Raw genomic sequence first — 16200 nt, 5'->3', positions numbered from 1 at the left:
CTTACGTACGTAGTGGCGCTTCCCATCAGACAACCGAAACCTGATCGCAAACTCTGCCGGTTACGTGACGTAGGAGCGTCTCCGCACTCTCCCCATCCCGCCCCTAAAACAAAAGCGGCGTCGGCGCGAAGCGCCGAAACAGCGCGTGCCGCAGGCGCGCGCACTTTCTTGTTCAATCGGCATGCGGAAACCAAGAGGGGGGTCTTTGTAACACCCCCCTCTACACTTACCGCAGCGTAAAGGAGAGTAGAGATGGTGAAACTGCTATATGCTGGTTTCGACACGTTTGATTTCGCTGTCAGAGGTGCATTTCCGCTAGAGGTACTGGACCAGTTAGAAGCGGGACGCGATGAAGCGGAGGAACGACAAGACAAGGCCTTGATCAGGATCGGGGCCAACCAGATCAAAGCCCATATCGAGAGTTTCGGAAAGAAGGGCGGATATCGCTACCTGCTCGACACCGGCCCCTTGGGCGCGAAATGGATGATCAAACGCAATACCGACGCAAACCAGTGGAACATCTTCGTGTCACCCCGCGCGACAATGCTACTCGCCTATGGATATCGGGAAACGTTCGACCGACTTCACCAAGCATTTATCGAAATGGGTGGCCAGGCAACCGGGCACTCAATCAACCGCGTCGACTTCGCCATGGATTTTGAGACGTCAGGGTTTGAACTGCATCCGGAACAGATCGTTGCACATTCTCACACCAAGGTTGCTCCGTACTGGGGCAAAAAGGAAGGCGAACTAGACCCATACCAACCATCTTCAGTTTATCGTGGCCGCGTGGCTGAAAGCGCCACAATCGGCAAACAGCCAGGGCGACAGATCATCATCTACAACAAGCGTAGAGAGGCCATCGAACGCCAAAAGTGGTTCTGGTTCGAAGCTTGGAGCAAGGATCCTCATGACCAAACATTGGAAGTTTGGCGGATCGAAGTTCGAGCCGGCAAAAAGGAACTCAAGGACAAATACCGGATCACGTCTATTGAGGATTTCGAGGCATCGATTGGCGATGTGATCGTCAATGCGCTGGACGGTATCCGTTACCTTGATGACTTTCAGGGCGACAGCAACGTAACACGGCAAACACTCAGCCCGCTTTGGCAGGCGGCACAAGAAACAGCCGCAAGCAATCTTCTCGACTTGCGGTCTGGCCTTACGCCAGGGCAGGTGAAAGAGGTTGAAAGAACGCAGGCTCAGGAAACTTACCTTGCGTTGTGTGCTGGGAATGCAGTTGGTCTGGCAATATGTAGAGGTTTGAGTGATGAGCAGATAGCGACGCTTTTGCCTATGATTCTAGCGAAGGAAATTGGGCGCTACTTTCGGCCAAAGAGTAAAGACCTCCATGCCATCATCAAACGAGCGCGTGATAGGATCGTATTCTTGGAGTGAACCAAACTTGCGATACGGTTCGCATTACTGCCGCGATCTATTCGATCCAATGGCGGATCAAGACCAACCGCACAGACACGTTCGCAATTTGAACTTCCCCATAGGGTGAAGAATAGTCACTTGAACTAGTAGCACGAATTGATTTGATCAACTTTAAACGTGTCCCGCGGTGACAAGGAGGGGCTTGTAGCTTAAAGCGTTCCCGCCGTCCGCAGGCTACAATGAAGCTTGTAAGTGTCAATTTACACGACGGCCCAGCGTGAGAACTTGGCATGTTTTCGGCGAACAGATAACGTTGCTATTATTGGTTGGATTTATGAGGCCGAAAATTGCAACGAGCCTTGAACATTGAGGCGTGCAAAGTCAATGAGCATTGCGTCGGATTGCGCTGGGAAGTCTCGGATGCCGACTATCTTGCCCGCATTATATCTGTCATAGCCATGGGACAGGCGGTGCATGCCGCCCAGATCATCGCCGATCTCTCGCCGGCAGCGCCGGCAATTAATGATGAGGCACTACGCGAATACGCAAAGCTTCGTCTCTCGATCAAGGGTGATACGAAGAATGCACAGAAGGCGTCTCGTTGGCACCGGGACGGCCTGATTTTCGAGGCGATATCATGGGTTGCTGCGAGGCAGCTAGCTGATGGGGAGGTATTGCTCAAAGACCCACATATCAGTGCCACGACGCAGGGCCTCGACGGTTTCATGATAGAGCTGGATGAAAAAGGCACAACGATTACACGCGCAACCATCTTCGAAGATAAGTGTTCGGAAGACCCGAGAAGGATGTTTCGCGACGAAATTCTGCCGGCCTTTGCAGTATATCACAGGAACAAGCGGGCATCTGAGTTGGTCGCGGCTGCCGCTACCTTGATTAGCACCAAGCTTACCGGCACCGCGGCGACACAGGCTGCAGCAAGAGTCCTCGACCTTCAATTTAGGGCGTACCGCGCAGGGCTCGCAATCGAGGCTTGTAGCGACTCTGAAAATGGGCGCGCCGCGCTCTTCAAGGGGTATGAAAAGCTCGATAAGATTACAGACAAGCAGCGGATCGGCGCTACGTTTGTGACAACAGCAGAACTCCGAGATTGGTTTGACGAGATGGCGGAATTAGCCATCGCCTATATCGACGGGTTGGCGAAGGATGGTGCCTGATGTTCGATCCCGTGACAGCAGAATTCCTACGCTCGGCACCGGCCCTACCCGGGCTCGATCCCGATGAGCTACCGCAATTGCTAACAGCGCAGTACGCCGAGTTCGCGGCCCGCCGCTTACGCATGGTGGAAGGCGGTGACGAATCGGCAGACGACGGAACTGACACAGATTGGCCGCTCACCAGAATTGCGGATTCCTATGAGCTGATCGTTTCGATCCAAAGCGAACCGGACACCCGGCGGGCTGCCGCATTCGTTGCGGGGACAGCGCAGCAAATTCTGGCACAGGAAGCAGTTGCAGCTGACATAAAGGCTGTTACCCCGATCATGGACAGGGACGGTATAGACCCTGCCGTGGCGGCTGCCGTGCTCTTCCTTGCCGCAGAGCAGTACGCAGACGCGCACGAAGCTGCTCGCAATATTCGTCCGGAAGACCGCCCGCAGCATTACGTTTGCACATTGCTCGCTGAGGACATTCGCGATCTTGCCTCAGGACACTTCGATAGCATCCTCGAACGATCGGAAAGAAGGCCAGCGGCTTTCGTATCGGCACCGTCGCTCGAAGAGCGTAGCACAATAGCGCTCTTCGAGGCCTTGATCGTTGGAATAGAACTGTTTGCCTCAGAAGTACTGTCCGTAGCAGCACCGGAGAAAGCGCATGGGCGTTTCGACAACGCACGGGCCGCTTTTCAACGCGTCGTAGAGTTGTCTTCACGAGATCATGCCGGACATGTTCTCGAAGCAGAAAGGCTTTTGACGAGCTATCCAGGACCTCGTCACATCGCTTCTCTACTGCTTGCAGCATATGAAAGCACGGTTGGCGCAGCAGTTACTAAGATGCTCCCGCCAGGCGGAGCCAACGTTGATTTCTGGCAGAAATGGCTACGTCACCGAGCAAGCACGGCACCCTTCCTGTGGCCAAACCATCGCGAGGCACTCGGAAAAGGCTTTCAGGACACGGGCAAGTCCGCGGTTCTGGTACTGCCGACGGGTGCCGGAAAGACCACGGTCTCTTGTGTCAAAATTGCAGGCGCGCTGGCACGTGGGAAGTCGGTGATTTTTATCGCGCCGACCCATGCACTGGTCGATCAACTGACCGAAGACTTGCAGCAGGTCTTCCCCGAAGAACTTGAGGGGTCCGTGGTTTCCAGCGACTTTGACCGCGCCTTTACGGCAGGTTCAGCGCTGGAAAGCATAGAGGTCATGACGCCGGAGCGCTGCCTAGCCCTACTCTCATACGCTCCAGAAGTCTTCGAGAACGTCAGCCTACTAGTTTTTGATGAATGCCATTTGCTCAGCCCGTCTTCCAACCTGCGGAGGGCATTGGACAGCATGTTCTGTGTCCTATCATTCAACAGCATAGTTCCCAATGCCGACTTCCTTTTTCTCTCGGCGATGCTGCGAAACGGGAGCGAGTTTGCGGTCTGGATCGAAAAACTGACCGGGCGTGAATGCGTTTTCGCCGACCCGCTGTGGAAGCCGAGTAGACAGGCGCGTGGTGTAGTTCTCTATGAACGCAAAACGCTGGAAGACGCTAAGAAACTTGCCCTGAAGATTCAACGCGATGAAGCTGCCAAGAAAAAGAAGCAACCCAAGGGACTGCTCAAACCGGCAAGAGACGTTCTTAAGTGCAAACCATTCGCGCTTTTTGGGCTTCAACACAACTGGCTGAAAGACGACTCTGCATTTTGTACTACGGTGAAAATCTCGGACTCGCCGGTTACACTGACCGGTAAGCTCTCGCCGTATGGAATTAATCTCACCCCAAACGCGAATAAAGTGGCAGCGCATATTGCCGCAACAGCGGCACGTAATGGCCTCAAGGGTATTGTATTTGTAAACAGCAAGATCACGGCTGCGTCGACCGCTCGCGAAATATCGGAACAATTGGGGGATGCTCCTAAAGCAACGCAGGATGAACAGGGGCGTTGGGAAGCCCTAGAGTGCGAACTTGGTGATCTCAAACATTCGTTGATTCCCGCACCCACGGTGGCGGTTCCACACAGTGCTCAGATGATCCGGCAGGAACGCGATCTTGCCGAAAGGCTTTACCGACGCGCAGATGGCGCGCAAGTCATCGTCGCGACACCTACATTGGCCCAAGGTCTTAATCTCCCGGCCCACATTGCGATACTTGCCGGAGACAAACGGTCTGACCCCGAGGATGGCGAACGGGAAGCGCTTGAAGCGCACGAAATCCTGAACGCTGCGGCGCGCGCAGGTCGGGCGGGACATCTAGCAAATGGTATAGTGCTTCTCGTACCCGAACCAATCTTACAGTTCTCAAAGATCAACGAAATTGAATCTGACGTTATCGAAAAACTCCAGTCAGTTCTCCCGGAAGATGACCGATGCCTTACCCTCAGCGATCCGCTTCAAGTGATACTGGACCGGATCAGTTCTGCCGATCTCACTGACGGAGATGTAGAATATGCCCTCAATCGTTTGGGAACCTCCATCGCACCAGAAAACGCGGAGACAGAGGCTAAAACGCGGTTCGACGTTAAGAACTCGTTCGCAGGATTCTTAGCAGAGCGCCGCAACGCCTTGGAAGAGTTCAACGCCAAGGTGCAGGGCCTGAACGAGGTTCTTGCCAAGAGAACCGATGAGGCTGACGATACGGCGCTTGGTGAACTTGCAAGACAAAGTGGGGCACCAATATCGGTACTGAAAACGCTTAAGCTGAAATTGATGGACGATATTGGAACGCTGCCCAATACAATCCCAGGCTGGGCGAGTTGGGTAATTGCGTGGCTGGAGAAGGACGATACGGCGCGCGATGCGATCCTGACACGCGATCGCAGAGCGATACGCGGTGCCGCAGGCCTGAAGAAAGATGGTCCGCTTTCCGCCGGTGCCGTTAAAGGCTTGGAACCCGGTATTATTGCGTGGCTCACCGGAGCTCCAATCCGCGATATTGAACGTCAACTTGGCGGCGACCCCGAAAAGAATCTCATTTGCCCGCAAGCGCGCGAACTGATCTCTCAGGTCATACCTTTGAGTTTCTCATTCGCCGCCGGTTTGGTGTCGCGTACGGCTTCTGAAATCGAAGACATAGCGACTGGAAGCGCGACATCAATCGCTGTCACCGAATGCTTTGCCACGGGTATTCGGAGAGGTTTCGACACACCGAACAAGCTCGCATTCGCTGACATAAAACGGGGGTTTATAAGTCGTGTACATGCGCACAAGGCATTCGCCGAAGCAATTGAAAAACCGCCTGAATTCGAGAATACCGCGAATTATCAGGAAGTTTTCGATCGAGTAAAAACATATCTCTAATTTCCAGTGAGCTAGCGAGCAGCTAATGCTGCAACACGATGTTTCAGTTTGGAGCAAAAGGTATAAGCAACATCTGCGAGAGACGTCCCGCAGCGCTTCCATCTTGCTTCCAGACGTGAAAAAGGCCTTAGCGAGATTATCGCTAAGGCCTTGTAATGTTTGGTTGCGGGGGCAGGATTTGAACCTGCGACCTTCAGGTTATGAGCCAAACTGACCTATGTTTAACGTAGGTGCATGACATTTAATAACCTGTTCTTTTTGCTATCTATTATGCGCATCGTCGTTTAATCAGGATGTTCGTATATTCCTGAGTTTAGCGCAAATAGGTAGCCCCATGGTAGCCCCAAATGAAAGTTTCAACTTCACCAAGGCTGTTTTAAGTGCCCTACCCCTGCCGCCACAGGGAAAACGTTTCTCGTTCAAAGATACCCGCGTAACCGGGCTTATCATTCGCGTTACAGCGAACGGGCAAAAGACCTTCCAGCTCTACCAGAAGCACCAGGGACGGCCTGTCCGTGTCACCCTGGGAACCTTTCCCGATATGACGATAGAGAATGCCCGCAAGGAGGCCACAAAAGCCAAAGGAGCTTTAGCTAGCGGAGAGAACCCTAACGTCGAGAAGAACCGTCTGCGAAAGGAAATCACGCTCAAGCTGCTCTTTGACCTCTACATGGAGCGCTACAGCAAGGTTGAGAAGAAGTCGTGGGAATATGATGAAAGGGAGATCAACAAGTTCCTCTCCCATTGGTTCAATCGGAAAATCTCCGATATCAGCAAATACGAGATCAAGACCCTTCATCTCCATATGCGAGAGAACAACGGGCTCTATCAGGCCAACAGGATGCTTGAGCGTATCCGCTCCATGTACAACAAGGCGATTGAGTGGGGATGGGATGGGGCTAATCCGACGCAAGGTATCAAGAAGTTCCGGGAGAAATCACGAGACCGCTACATTCTGCCCGATGAGATGCCCCTCCTCCTTCAAGCCCTTGAGGCAGAGCATAATGAGGTAGCGCGGGACTATATATATATCTCCCTCTTTACCGGAGCCCGCAAAACGAACGTTCTGGAAATGCGGTGGGAGCAAGTGGACTGGCACAACAAGACCTGGCGTATTCCAGACAGCAAGAACGGCGAGCCGGTAGAAGTGCCTTTATCCCTGAAGGCTGAAGAGGTGTTGGAGCGTCGCCTCAAGGCCGGAGCGGGAAGCCCCTGGGTATTCCCCAGCGAGACCAGCAAGGGCGGGCACCTGATCGACCCGAAGAAAGCATGGATACGGATCAAGCAGCGGGCAACGCTCTCAGCCTGGTCTCAGGACCAGAAGATCGCCGCTTTGATCGAAGAGAAGAAGATAACACTTCCCGAAGGCCATGAGATTGGAAGTCTCTACAACGCCGTAGAAATGGAAGCGCAAAAGCAGAATACAGAACTACCCAAAAGCCTTATGGATATTCGGCTGCACGATATCCGCCGCACCTTCGGAAGCTATCAGGCAATCTCTGGTGCAAGTCTGCAAATCATTGGCCGCTCTCTCGGCCACAAGTCCCAACAATCGACACAGGTCTATGCCCGACTGCATAATGACCCGATACGCGCATCCATCGATGCTGCTACTGCTGCAATGTTAAGCCTTACGGGAATCAAAGAGCATGAGTGACATAGAAACGACTGATCCAGTGAGAAAAAGAGAAATCGAGCATGCATGGCATGTCATAGAGACCGCGTCACATGCTGAAAAAGAATTCCTGTTTAAGTCGCTTCTCGAAGGCTTCGAAGCGCATGAAGCCAGATTCGAACAGCCTGACAATGTATTCGATTCGTATGCGACTCATGCAGAAATGGCCATGGACAGAGTGATTAGCTGCATGCGCCGCCTGACAGGTTACGATTTCAGGTGGGTTCAAGAGAGATATGTCAAACATTGCTCTCATGGGAAAGGCCGACCATCGAGATATGACTACGACACGAGGGAGGTAAACTGCATCTTCATAGCTCTGATGGTCGCAAGGGGCTCATCAGAGACTCAAGCAATGAAACTGCTAATCCGTTTACGGGGGGATGCAGTAGTCACAGAAGGTCACCTCCGCGAACTGCGGAACACTTACAGAGACTTCCGAAAACTTGGAAGACCTACAGAACGAGACCTGACAATATTAGACAACGCTACCAACATCAGCTTTTTCCTTCAGTTCGACATCTCAAACTTGAAAAGCGAAGAAAAAGCATTTGAGAAGGCGGTAACAGCGTTCAAAAGTTTGTTTCAAGAGATTATCGATCTCATGAAAACCCACCATGATCTGATAGCAGCCAATGACAAATCCTACCCCGAGCTTTTTGGCTGTGTAATCGACTGGGTTAAAGCTGATTACAGCAACCCACTTGACTACTTCTATAAGCACCCACGTCACACAACAGAACAATTCTGGGACCAGCGGCGTAAGCTCACATTGTATCTGCATGCTGTCAGCTATTTCTCAAAACCTGAACTTTAAACTTACTGTGGAGGTTAGTTTCTTCCACAGTGGAACTTACTTTTTTCCATGCTGAATTAACTTAATTCCACTCACACGTTCCGACTAAATAATCAAAGTTACCTCAGGCCAACGAGCAATTCGCTCTGGCACTTAACTGGACTGAGGAAACTTTATGATGACGACCCGATTACTTACCAAGGATGACGTGTCGAGGATACTCGGTGTATCTGTCGGCACCCTCGCTGTCTGGCGTGCGACCAAGCGCTACAACCTCCCCTATGTGAAATCCGGACGTCTTGTCCGCTACCGCGAAGAGGATGTGCAGGCATTCATTACCTCACGCCTGCAAGGGGAGGTACAGGTATGAGCAGCATCGCCAACATCCTAAAAAGAAACCTCTCTCCTGAACGGTACTACGCCGAACGGCTCAACGGTTCATTTGGCAAGGCAACAGGCAAAGGCTGGCACCAGTGGAACGGGCTCTGCCCGTTCCATAACGACAAGCGCCCCGGCTCTCTCGTCATAAACCGGACGACAGGTGCTTACCGCTGTTTCTCATGCGGCACGAAGGGAGGCGATATCATCGACTTCCACATGCAACGGCACAGCCTGAGTTTTTCGGATGCCTTCTTCGATCTTCGGAGGATGACAAAATGCGTGAGGTAATGAAATGGGAGTACAAAACAAAAGACGGACACGTGGTAGGACACGTTGTCCGTCTTGAAGACGAGTGTGAACCTAGCAGCTCAAAAACCCGCAAGCAGATCGTACCGTTCTTTGAACCGTCCGGTCAATCCGGCATCCCTACAGACTTGCCGAAAGAACATCGTATATACGGTTTGGAAACCGTTACGAGCGGTTCCGAACCGCTCTACATCGTGGAAGGGGAAAAATGCGCCTTCGCTCTGCACGGGCTCGGCCTGCAAGCCGTGACCAGTCTTGGCGGGAGTGGTCAGGCCGACAAGGCGGACTGGTCGATCCTGCTAGACGCAGAATGTATATACATTCTTCCTGACAAGGATGAGCCGGGGGAAAAATACGCGGAACGAGTTTACCAGCATATCAAACGGTTCAAGCAAACGCCTGAGGTGAAGGTTGTTCGCTTTCCCTTCCATGAGAGAGCGGACGCCTGCGACTTCCTGGCCGATCAGCCGGAACTCAACGGTTGGAACGGTTTGAATAGCCTTACGCAACACCCTGCTCAGGCAACCGTTCGTGAACGGTTCGTTCGTTACGTAAGGGATCAGGCAGAACCAGTCCCTGCCGCCTGGCAGTTCCTCGTTACGAAGCACCACCACAAGCTGATAAGCGTAAACGACTTTAGCCGTATGGAGTTGCCCAGGCGGGAGACCCTCCTCTCCCCTTGGCTGACAGAGGGTTCAATCAATATGGTCTTTGCTGACCGGGGTATCGGGAAAACCTTCTTCTGTCTGTCTTGCGCAGTCGCATTAGCGAACGGTGAGCGGTTCCTGAGTTACGAAGCGGCAAAGCCGGTTCCCGTCCTTTACCTGGACGGAGAGATGCAGGGCACAGCTATGCAGGAACGGTTAAACCTACTTACGAAAGGGATACCGACCAAGGAAGAGATCTCGATCTATACGCCTGACTGCCAGGACCTTACGAATAGCAACCCGGATGTCGGTCTTCCGGAGGGACGTCTGGCAATCGATGAAATGGTCAGGGAAACAAATCCCAAGGTCGTTTTCATCGACAACATCTCGACCTTTGTTCGTACAGGCAATGAGAACGAAGGCGATAGCTGGTCACCTGTTCAGGAATGGGCGGTGCAACTCCGTAAGCGTGGCGTTGCCGTGGTCTTCATCCATCACGCCAACAAGGAAGGGAAGCAGCGGGGCAGTCACAAGAAAGAAGACGTGATGGATATCGTTATCCAGCTCAAGCGGCCAGACGACTTTATCCAGGGCACCGACGATACCCGGATCATGATCCGCTACACGAAGGCCCGCCATATGGGAGCAGCGGAAGCCCATGACATAGAGGCTACCCTCAAAAAGACAGAGGACGGTCTTGAATGGACGTGGGAGGCCGGAGACATGGCCTTCAAGCGTGCAATGGAACTACTCGGTGATGGTTTTTCAATGGGAGATGTCGGGGACGAACTCGGTGTCTCGAAATCGACCGTTCACCGCTGGAAGAAGAAGGCCGCAGCACAAGCCTCGGTCTAAACACAATCAGCGTTCCGCCGTTCCCCGCCCTAAGGGGCGGAACGGTGGAACGCTTTATGGAAAGGACTACGATTATGAATGCGAACACTGCAAAGACGGTTCTTGGTGGCTTGCTACCGCTTGCTTTTAATCCTGTTGTTTTAACAGCAATTGGCATCGGCGGTGCCGTTTGGGCGATATCAACCCTGCTCAATGATGAAGATGATACAAAGAACGGCTCCTCCCCGCAAAAGAACCGGTCCAAGCCATTCAATGAGCCGTCCAACATCAGCCGTTCAACGGTTCAGCGAACCGTTGAACGGCTTCAAAGCCCGGAAGAAACCGCTTCGAATGCCGAAAAGACTCGTTTAGAACGCGACCAAACAAACGTTCCAGGAAATGCAGCAATTGACGACATGACGACCTCAGATGGCGATGAGACAATATTGAGCTTTAACGCACCTGCCAACGATGGGGAAACCGATAAAAAAGAAATGATCCGCAAGGCGATGTCGGAACTTGGGAAACTGAGCGGCGCAGCAAGAAGAAAGGCTAAACTTAATCGAGATGCAGTACTAGAGTGACCCTGACTGGAAACAAATTCATTGATGCGGTTGAATTTAGTTCTGACCAAGTCCAGCCATCGCTATGAGTTCTTCGGTGTCGCGTGATCGTCGGTCTCGCAAAGACTGTGATCGCTCAGCACTTCCAAAACACGGCAATCGGCGATCTGTCCGCCCCTACATTGTTCGATCATGCGTTCCAGTTCATGACGGAGCGCACGCAAACGCTGGATACGATGATCGACTTCGTTGAGTTGCGCCTTGGCAATAGCATCGGCCGCAGCGCACGGATGACTGGGGTCATCCGAGAGGCTGATCAGATCGCGGATTGCCTTCAGCGGGAACCCAAGTTCACGGGCATGGCGGATGAACGTCAAACGATGGATAGCCGACTCATCGTAAACTCGCTGGTTTCCACTTGAGCGGGGAGGGACCGGAATAAGGCCAATCTGTTCGTAATATCGAACAGTCTGCACTTTGCAACCAGCAGCCTCGGCGACGCGGCCAATCGTCAAATCGCGGGTCAAAGGAAATTACCTCTTGAACCTATAGTTACTGTAGACATTACATTTAGCATATTCGAGATGAAACGGCGAGTGAAAGGATGCGTTATGACTGGAAGCTGTTGCGGAAATGATGCCAAGTTTGATGGTGTTTCAAACGGATTCAAACGCGCCCTTTGGGCAGTGATTGCGATTAATGGTGCAATGTTCTTTGTCGAAATGGCCGCGGGTGCATTTGCCGGTTCCAAGGCGCTTCAGGCTGATGCGTTGGATTTTCTGGGAGATACCATCACCTATGCGATCAGCCTTTACGTCATCGGCATGTCACTCAAGGTCCGCGCAACAGCAGCTCTAGTCAAAGGGTTGAGCCTCGCAGCTATGGGGGTTTGGGTCTTTGGCTCCACAGCCTATCAGGTCTTGGTCTTGGGTGTGCCATCGGCCGAGATCATGGGTGGCATTGGTCTATTGGCGCTCGCGGCAAATCTGGTAAGCGTCTGGGTACTGATGCGTTTCAAAGACGGTGACGCGAACGTCAGATCGGTTTGGCTTTGTAGCCGCAACGACGCCATCGGCAATGTTGCAGTGATTTTGGCGGCAATGGGGGTTTACCTGACGGGAACTGCTTGGCCCGACCTGATCGTCGCTGCACTGATGGCTGGCCTGTTCCTGTGGTCATCATTGCAGATTATCAAACAAGCAATGGATGAACGTCGCCATGCAGACGCGCATTCCGTCGCTGCGGAATAGTGTTTTTAGTGTCAGCATAGTTCGTTTGTGATGCGCTTCAAAATACACCCTTGAACATAGGAGCGGGAGAATCGCTCAACTTTTTTCCCTACGTTGTGCTGGATCAAAATGGCTTCTTATCGTGGCGAGTGTGCTATTGGGCGCGATAATCCTAGATCAGGCGACGAAGTTTGCAGCGCTCACTTTTTTATCGACACCACCGTATAAGCTCGAAATGACGCCGTTCTTCAATCTTCGCCTGGGTTTCAATACGGGTGTCAGTTTTGGTATTTTTGGTGACGTGTTCAGCAATCAGCAATGGCCGTTGATTGCGATAACCATTGCCATTGCGGTCGTTCTCACCGTTTGGGCGTTGCGCGTGGACCGCTCGCTGGAAGCATTGGCGCTTGCGCTAATCGCGGGCGGTGCAATCGGGAATATCATTGATCGAATTAGGCAAGGCGCGGTCACCGATTTCCTGGACTTCCATGCAATGGGGTGGCATTGGCCTGCTTTTAATTTTGCCGATGTATTCATTTTTGTCGGGGCTGCATCTCTAATAATTTTATCACTTATTACACCCGGGGCGAATGAGGCCGAAAGGGACGAAACAAAAAATGAACCCTGAAAACACCAAAACCATGATCTTCGCAGATAGAGCACTAATCGGGGCATGGTTGATTGCGCTGGTGTCCACTCTGGGGGTGCTATTTGTCGGTGAGATCATGGGACGTACCCCTTGCGTTCTATGCTGGTACCAGAGAATCGCAATGTTTCCTCTAGCCATTATTCTCGGTGTTGCGTGTTACTTATCGGACCTTAACGTGCGCCGCTATGCATTACCATTAGCCATTGGGGGAGGCTCAATGGCCCTATGGCATAGCCTGCTTTTTGCCGGGTTTATCTCAGAGGCAATACAACCTTGCACCCAGAATGGTCCCTCCTGTTCTGGAGAAGGTCAGGTTCTTTTCGGATATTTACCGCTGCCATATCTCTCGTTAGCGGCATTCGGTTTGATCTCACTCTTATTGTTTTTTATACCAACAGGACATGAAAATGAGTCGTCGTAGGTTTATAGCGCTAGTTGGGGTTGTAGCGGTCGGCATTTTTGGTATCGGCGTGTACCTCTATCAACCCGCAGTCGAGGAAACGGCAAAGGTGGCACCAGTTGCAAATGCTGCCGACTTAGTTCGTCATCATTCGCCTATATTTGGTCCTAAAGATGCTCCGGTCACTATTGTTGAATTTTTTGACCCAGCATGCGAATCGTGTCGCGCCTTCCATCCGGTCGTCAAAGACATAATGGCGACATATCCTGAGGAAGTGCGCGTGGTACTGAGATATGCAGCATTCCATCCACCGTCTGAGCAAGCAATTCGCCTTCTTGAGGCCGCACGTCTTCAAGGCAAGCTTGAGCCTGTGCTGGAGCGATTGCTTGAAACTCAATCAAGCTGGGCCCCACACGGGCGAACACCAGAAAGTGTATGGAATTTGCTCAATGGTACCGGACTCGACATAACGCGTGCTCAGCGTGAAAGTCGCAGGCCGTACATCGTTGGCGTGCTGAATCAAGACGCAGCAGATATCAAATCATTCGGAGTGAAAGGTACGCCAACATTCTTTGTTAATGGAAAGCCATTGCTGTCGTTCGGTGAAAACCAGTTGCGCGAACTCGTTAGATCCGAAGTTGAGGCTTTATGAGACGTGTTCGCTACATTCTATGGGGTACTGTTCTGATCGCAGTCGTAGTATTCGGCGGCCATAATTGACCCAGACAAAATCGACAACCGGGCCGACTATTCAGCCCGAATTTTCGCTCACCAACCATGAAGGTGAGACAGTCAGTGAAAAAACACACCGAGGCGATTGGCCTCTAGATTTTTTTGGACTCAGACATTGCCCCGATAACTGTCCAGCAACACTGGCCAGATTTGGTAATGTAATGGATGGCCTTGGCGCGGACGCATCCAAAGTGACCCTCCTGTTCATTACCTTTGATCCGGAACCAGATAGAGTTGCAGATGTCGATAAATACGTTTCTGCAATGCATCCATCTATTGTCAGGTTGATGGGAAGTAATATGCAGATCGCGGAGCACCATCATCGTTCAAGGCTTTCTTTGAGAAGATTCCTCAAGACACAGTACCTGACGCCTATACGATGGGGCAGGCTTCTGCCGCCTATTTGATATCCCCGATGGTAAATTTGTACGCACCTATCAATTTGCCATGCTACGCAAAATGATCGATGAAGACTTAAAGACAAGGATATGAGCGTGTTAAAAAACACATCTATTGTGGGCGCATTTTGCCTGTTGCTCATCGTGATGATGACCGCACAAGCTCGGGCAGACAATGTCCGCAAAGGTGGCATACTCATAGAGGCTCCATGGGCTCGCGCATCAATTGGAATGTCTCGCCCGGCGGCAGCTTACCTGTCTATCCGCAATGCAGGTGACGAACCAGTGATCCTGATCAAGGTAAGCACACCTGTTTCGGAGATGGCAGAAATCCACGAAAGCACGATGTCAGACGGAACAGCACGCATGGGGCCTGCAGGTGACCTAGTGATCCCGGCAGGGAGCGAGGTCGTACTGATGCCGGGTGGGCTTCACATAATGATGATGAAGCTGAAACAACCGCTCATAAAAGGGGACAAATTCAACATGACTCTTATCTTCAAAGAGATTGGGACGGTCGATGTACAGTTACCAGTTTTGGGTGTTGGTGCATCCGGACCAACCAATTAACTGGAATGTGGTGCAGACGCCCTACACGCGACAAAGGCTAAAACGATATGGTGCAGGGTATATCAACGGGAAAACTGCTTCTCATCGGATGTGGCTTATTGGCGGCAGTTGCTGCGGTTCTTCTGTTAGGTTGGTGGCAGGTTGACGGCCCTGGTACCCCTGAAAGGAAAACCCGTGAGAGCAATCTGCCCCTTCCAATCGGTCAAATGGATTTCACATTAACCAATCACAAAGGCAACCAAGTTCAACCGACGGACTGGATCGGTAAGCCAATGCTTGTGTTTTTCGGTTTTACGTTTTGCCCTGATATTTGTCCGACAACCTTGGCTGATATTACAGGCTGGCTTAACGCGCTTGGCCAAGACACCAAGAGGATCAATGTTGCATTCATCACAGTTGATCCCGAGAGAGATACCCCCCAAGCCATGGCGGCATACGTCAAAAATTTCCATCCGGCCATCATCGGCTATACCGGCTCGTCCCAAGATATCGCCCATGCATCCGCTGGCTTTAAGGTTAAATACGAGAAAATAGTGTCTGGTCAAACCTATATGATGGATCACACAGCCGGAGTGTTTGTATACGATGCGGAAGGCCGCTTCGTCAGCATTATCGATTTCCATGAACCGAGGGAAAATGCCATCCCGAAGATACGACAAACATTATAGCATCCCAGACGATATATTGTTTTGATAAATATTATTCCAACGCGTTTATCAGACCTTTTTGTTTAACACCCCTCAATTAGGTAGCCCCAAGGTAGCCCCACCCGTATTCTGCTTCCGAACTCCGGGCGCAAAAAAGCCGCTAACCTGTTGAGGTAGCGGCGTGATTAGTTGGTTGCGGGGGTAGGATTTGAACCTACGACCTTCAGGTTATGAGCCTGACGAGCTACCGGGCTGCTCCACCCCGCGTTGGGTGGGTGGATACCTCTGTGATGTATAGGGGAAAGAGAGGTATCCTGGACAAGTGTTGTGGTGACGGGATTTGTATCCCTTATCTCTCTTTGCATAGGCTTCCGACATGGAAGGCCTGGCGGCGACCTACTCTCCCACACCTTGAGATGCAGTACCATTGGCGCTGAGGGTTTTCACTTCCGAGTTCGGGATGGGATCGGGTGCAGGCCCCTCGCCATAGCCACCAGGCCATCGATGCCGGAAGTCTATGTATTGAGGTGATTTTCA

At 51.9% G+C, this 16200-nt stretch carries 17 protein-coding genes, 1 tRNA gene and 1 rRNA gene; 16 read left to right on the top strand and 3 right to left on the bottom strand.

The features are described from left to right. The first annotated feature begins 252 nt into the window (after window positions 1-252). The 9 genes from GH722_19375 (at window position 253) to GH722_19335 (ending at window position 11059) form a co-directional block, all read left to right on the top strand. Window positions 253-1398 (top strand): hypothetical protein, encoded by a 1146-nt coding sequence (locus GH722_19375; GenBank protein MRG73925.1) that lies wholly within the window; start codon window positions 253-255, stop codon window positions 1396-1398. 329 nt (window positions 1399-1727) lie between these two features. Further along, complete coding sequence (locus GH722_19370) at window positions 1728-2555, top strand: hypothetical protein (GenBank protein MRG73924.1); 828 nt, start codon at window positions 1728-1730, stop codon at window positions 2553-2555. Further along, on the top strand, window positions 2555-5836 hold the full coding sequence (locus GH722_19365) for a DEAD/DEAH box helicase (GenBank protein ID MRG73923.1): 3282 nt from the start codon (window positions 2555-2557) through the stop codon (window positions 5834-5836). The genes GH722_19370 and GH722_19365 overlap by 1 nt, the downstream gene beginning before the upstream one ends. Before the next feature lie 334 nt (window positions 5837-6170). After that, window positions 6171-7493: a tyrosine-type recombinase/integrase gene (locus GH722_19360; protein MRG73922.1), complete on the top strand. Its 1323-nt coding sequence runs from the start codon at window positions 6171-6173 to the stop codon at window positions 7491-7493. Further along, window positions 7486-8328 carry a hypothetical protein gene (locus GH722_19355; GenBank protein ID MRG73921.1) on the top strand — a complete coding sequence of 281 codons (843 nt, stop codon included), beginning with the start codon at window positions 7486-7488 and terminating at the stop codon, window positions 8326-8328. Before GH722_19360 ends, GH722_19355 begins: the two co-directional genes overlap by 8 nt. Window positions 8329-8485: 157 nt before the next feature. After that, window positions 8486-8677: a helix-turn-helix domain-containing protein gene (locus GH722_19350; protein ID MRG73920.1), complete on the top strand. Its 192-nt coding sequence runs from the start codon at window positions 8486-8488 to the stop codon at window positions 8675-8677. Further along, a complete protein-coding gene (locus GH722_19345; GenBank protein ID MRG73919.1) occupies window positions 8674-8976 on the top strand; it encodes a hypothetical protein in 303 nt (100 codons plus the stop codon). The genes GH722_19350 and GH722_19345 overlap by 4 nt, the downstream gene beginning before the upstream one ends. Then, complete coding sequence (locus GH722_19340; GenBank protein MRG73918.1) at window positions 8868-10496, top strand: AAA family ATPase; 1629 nt, start codon at window positions 8868-8870, stop codon at window positions 10494-10496. Before GH722_19345 ends, GH722_19340 begins: the two co-directional genes overlap by 109 nt. Window positions 10497-10570: 74 nt before the next feature. Continuing rightward, on the top strand, window positions 10571-11059 hold the full coding sequence (locus tag GH722_19335) for a hypothetical protein (GenBank protein ID MRG73917.1): 489 nt from the start codon (window positions 10571-10573) through the stop codon (window positions 11057-11059). Window positions 11060-11121: 62 nt separating this feature from the next. Here the strand turns inward: GH722_19335 and GH722_19330 are convergent, their stop codons facing one another. Further along, window positions 11122-11553, bottom strand: a complete 432-nt coding sequence (locus tag GH722_19330; protein ID MRG73916.1) for a MerR family DNA-binding protein — start codon at window positions 11551-11553, stop codon at window positions 11122-11124. 96 nt (window positions 11554-11649) lie between these two features. Here GH722_19330 and GH722_19325 point away from each other — a divergent pair, with 96 nt between their 5' ends. From GH722_19325 to GH722_19295, 7 genes are all read left to right on the top strand, one after another. Further along, window positions 11650-12288, top strand: coding sequence for a cation transporter (locus GH722_19325; protein MRG73915.1), 639 nt, complete (start codon window positions 11650-11652; stop codon window positions 12286-12288). A gap of 118 nt (window positions 12289-12406) precedes the next feature. After that, the gene (gene lspA, locus GH722_19320) at window positions 12407-12895 is read left to right on the top strand and encodes a signal peptidase II (protein MRG73914.1); all 489 of its coding nucleotides are present in this window, start codon (window positions 12407-12409) and stop codon (window positions 12893-12895) included. Window positions 12896-12908: 13 nt separating this feature from the next. Continuing rightward, complete coding sequence (locus GH722_19315) at window positions 12909-13337, top strand: disulfide bond formation protein B (GenBank protein ID MRG73913.1); 429 nt, start codon at window positions 12909-12911, stop codon at window positions 13335-13337. After that, window positions 13324-13968 carry a thioredoxin domain-containing protein gene (locus tag GH722_19310; GenBank protein MRG73912.1) on the top strand — a complete coding sequence of 215 codons (645 nt, stop codon included), beginning with the start codon at window positions 13324-13326 and terminating at the stop codon, window positions 13966-13968. The genes GH722_19315 and GH722_19310 overlap by 14 nt, the downstream gene beginning before the upstream one ends. A 64-nt stretch (window positions 13969-14032) precedes the next feature. Then, window positions 14033-14455: a hypothetical protein gene (locus GH722_19305; protein MRG73911.1), complete on the top strand. Its 423-nt coding sequence runs from the start codon at window positions 14033-14035 to the stop codon at window positions 14453-14455. An 81-nt stretch (window positions 14456-14536) separates the two neighbouring features. Then, entirely contained in the window at window positions 14537-15016 is a 480-nt protein-coding gene (locus GH722_19300) for a copper chaperone PCu(A)C (GenBank protein MRG73910.1), read from the top strand. A gap of 47 nt (window positions 15017-15063) precedes the next feature. Then, window positions 15064-15684 carry a redoxin domain-containing protein gene (locus tag GH722_19295; GenBank protein MRG73909.1) on the top strand — a complete coding sequence of 207 codons (621 nt, stop codon included), beginning with the start codon at window positions 15064-15066 and terminating at the stop codon, window positions 15682-15684. A 169-nt stretch (window positions 15685-15853) separates the two neighbouring features. Here the strand turns inward: GH722_19295 and GH722_19290 are convergent. Both GH722_19290 and rrf read right to left on the bottom strand, forming a co-directional pair. After that, window positions 15854-15930: transfer RNA gene (locus tag GH722_19290), tRNA-Met, on the bottom strand. A gap of 116 nt (window positions 15931-16046) precedes the next feature. Beyond that, window positions 16047-16161 (bottom strand): 5S ribosomal RNA (rrf, locus tag GH722_19285). Between the last annotated feature and the right edge of the window lie 39 nt (window positions 16162-16200).

It is taken from the genome of Alphaproteobacteria bacterium HT1-32 (genome assembly GCA_009649675.1).
Lineage (GTDB): Bacteria > Pseudomonadota > Alphaproteobacteria > Rhodospirillales > HT1-32 > HT1-32.
Note: the sequence above shows the minus strand (reverse complement) of the source record. Positions and strands in the feature narration are given on the sequence as shown.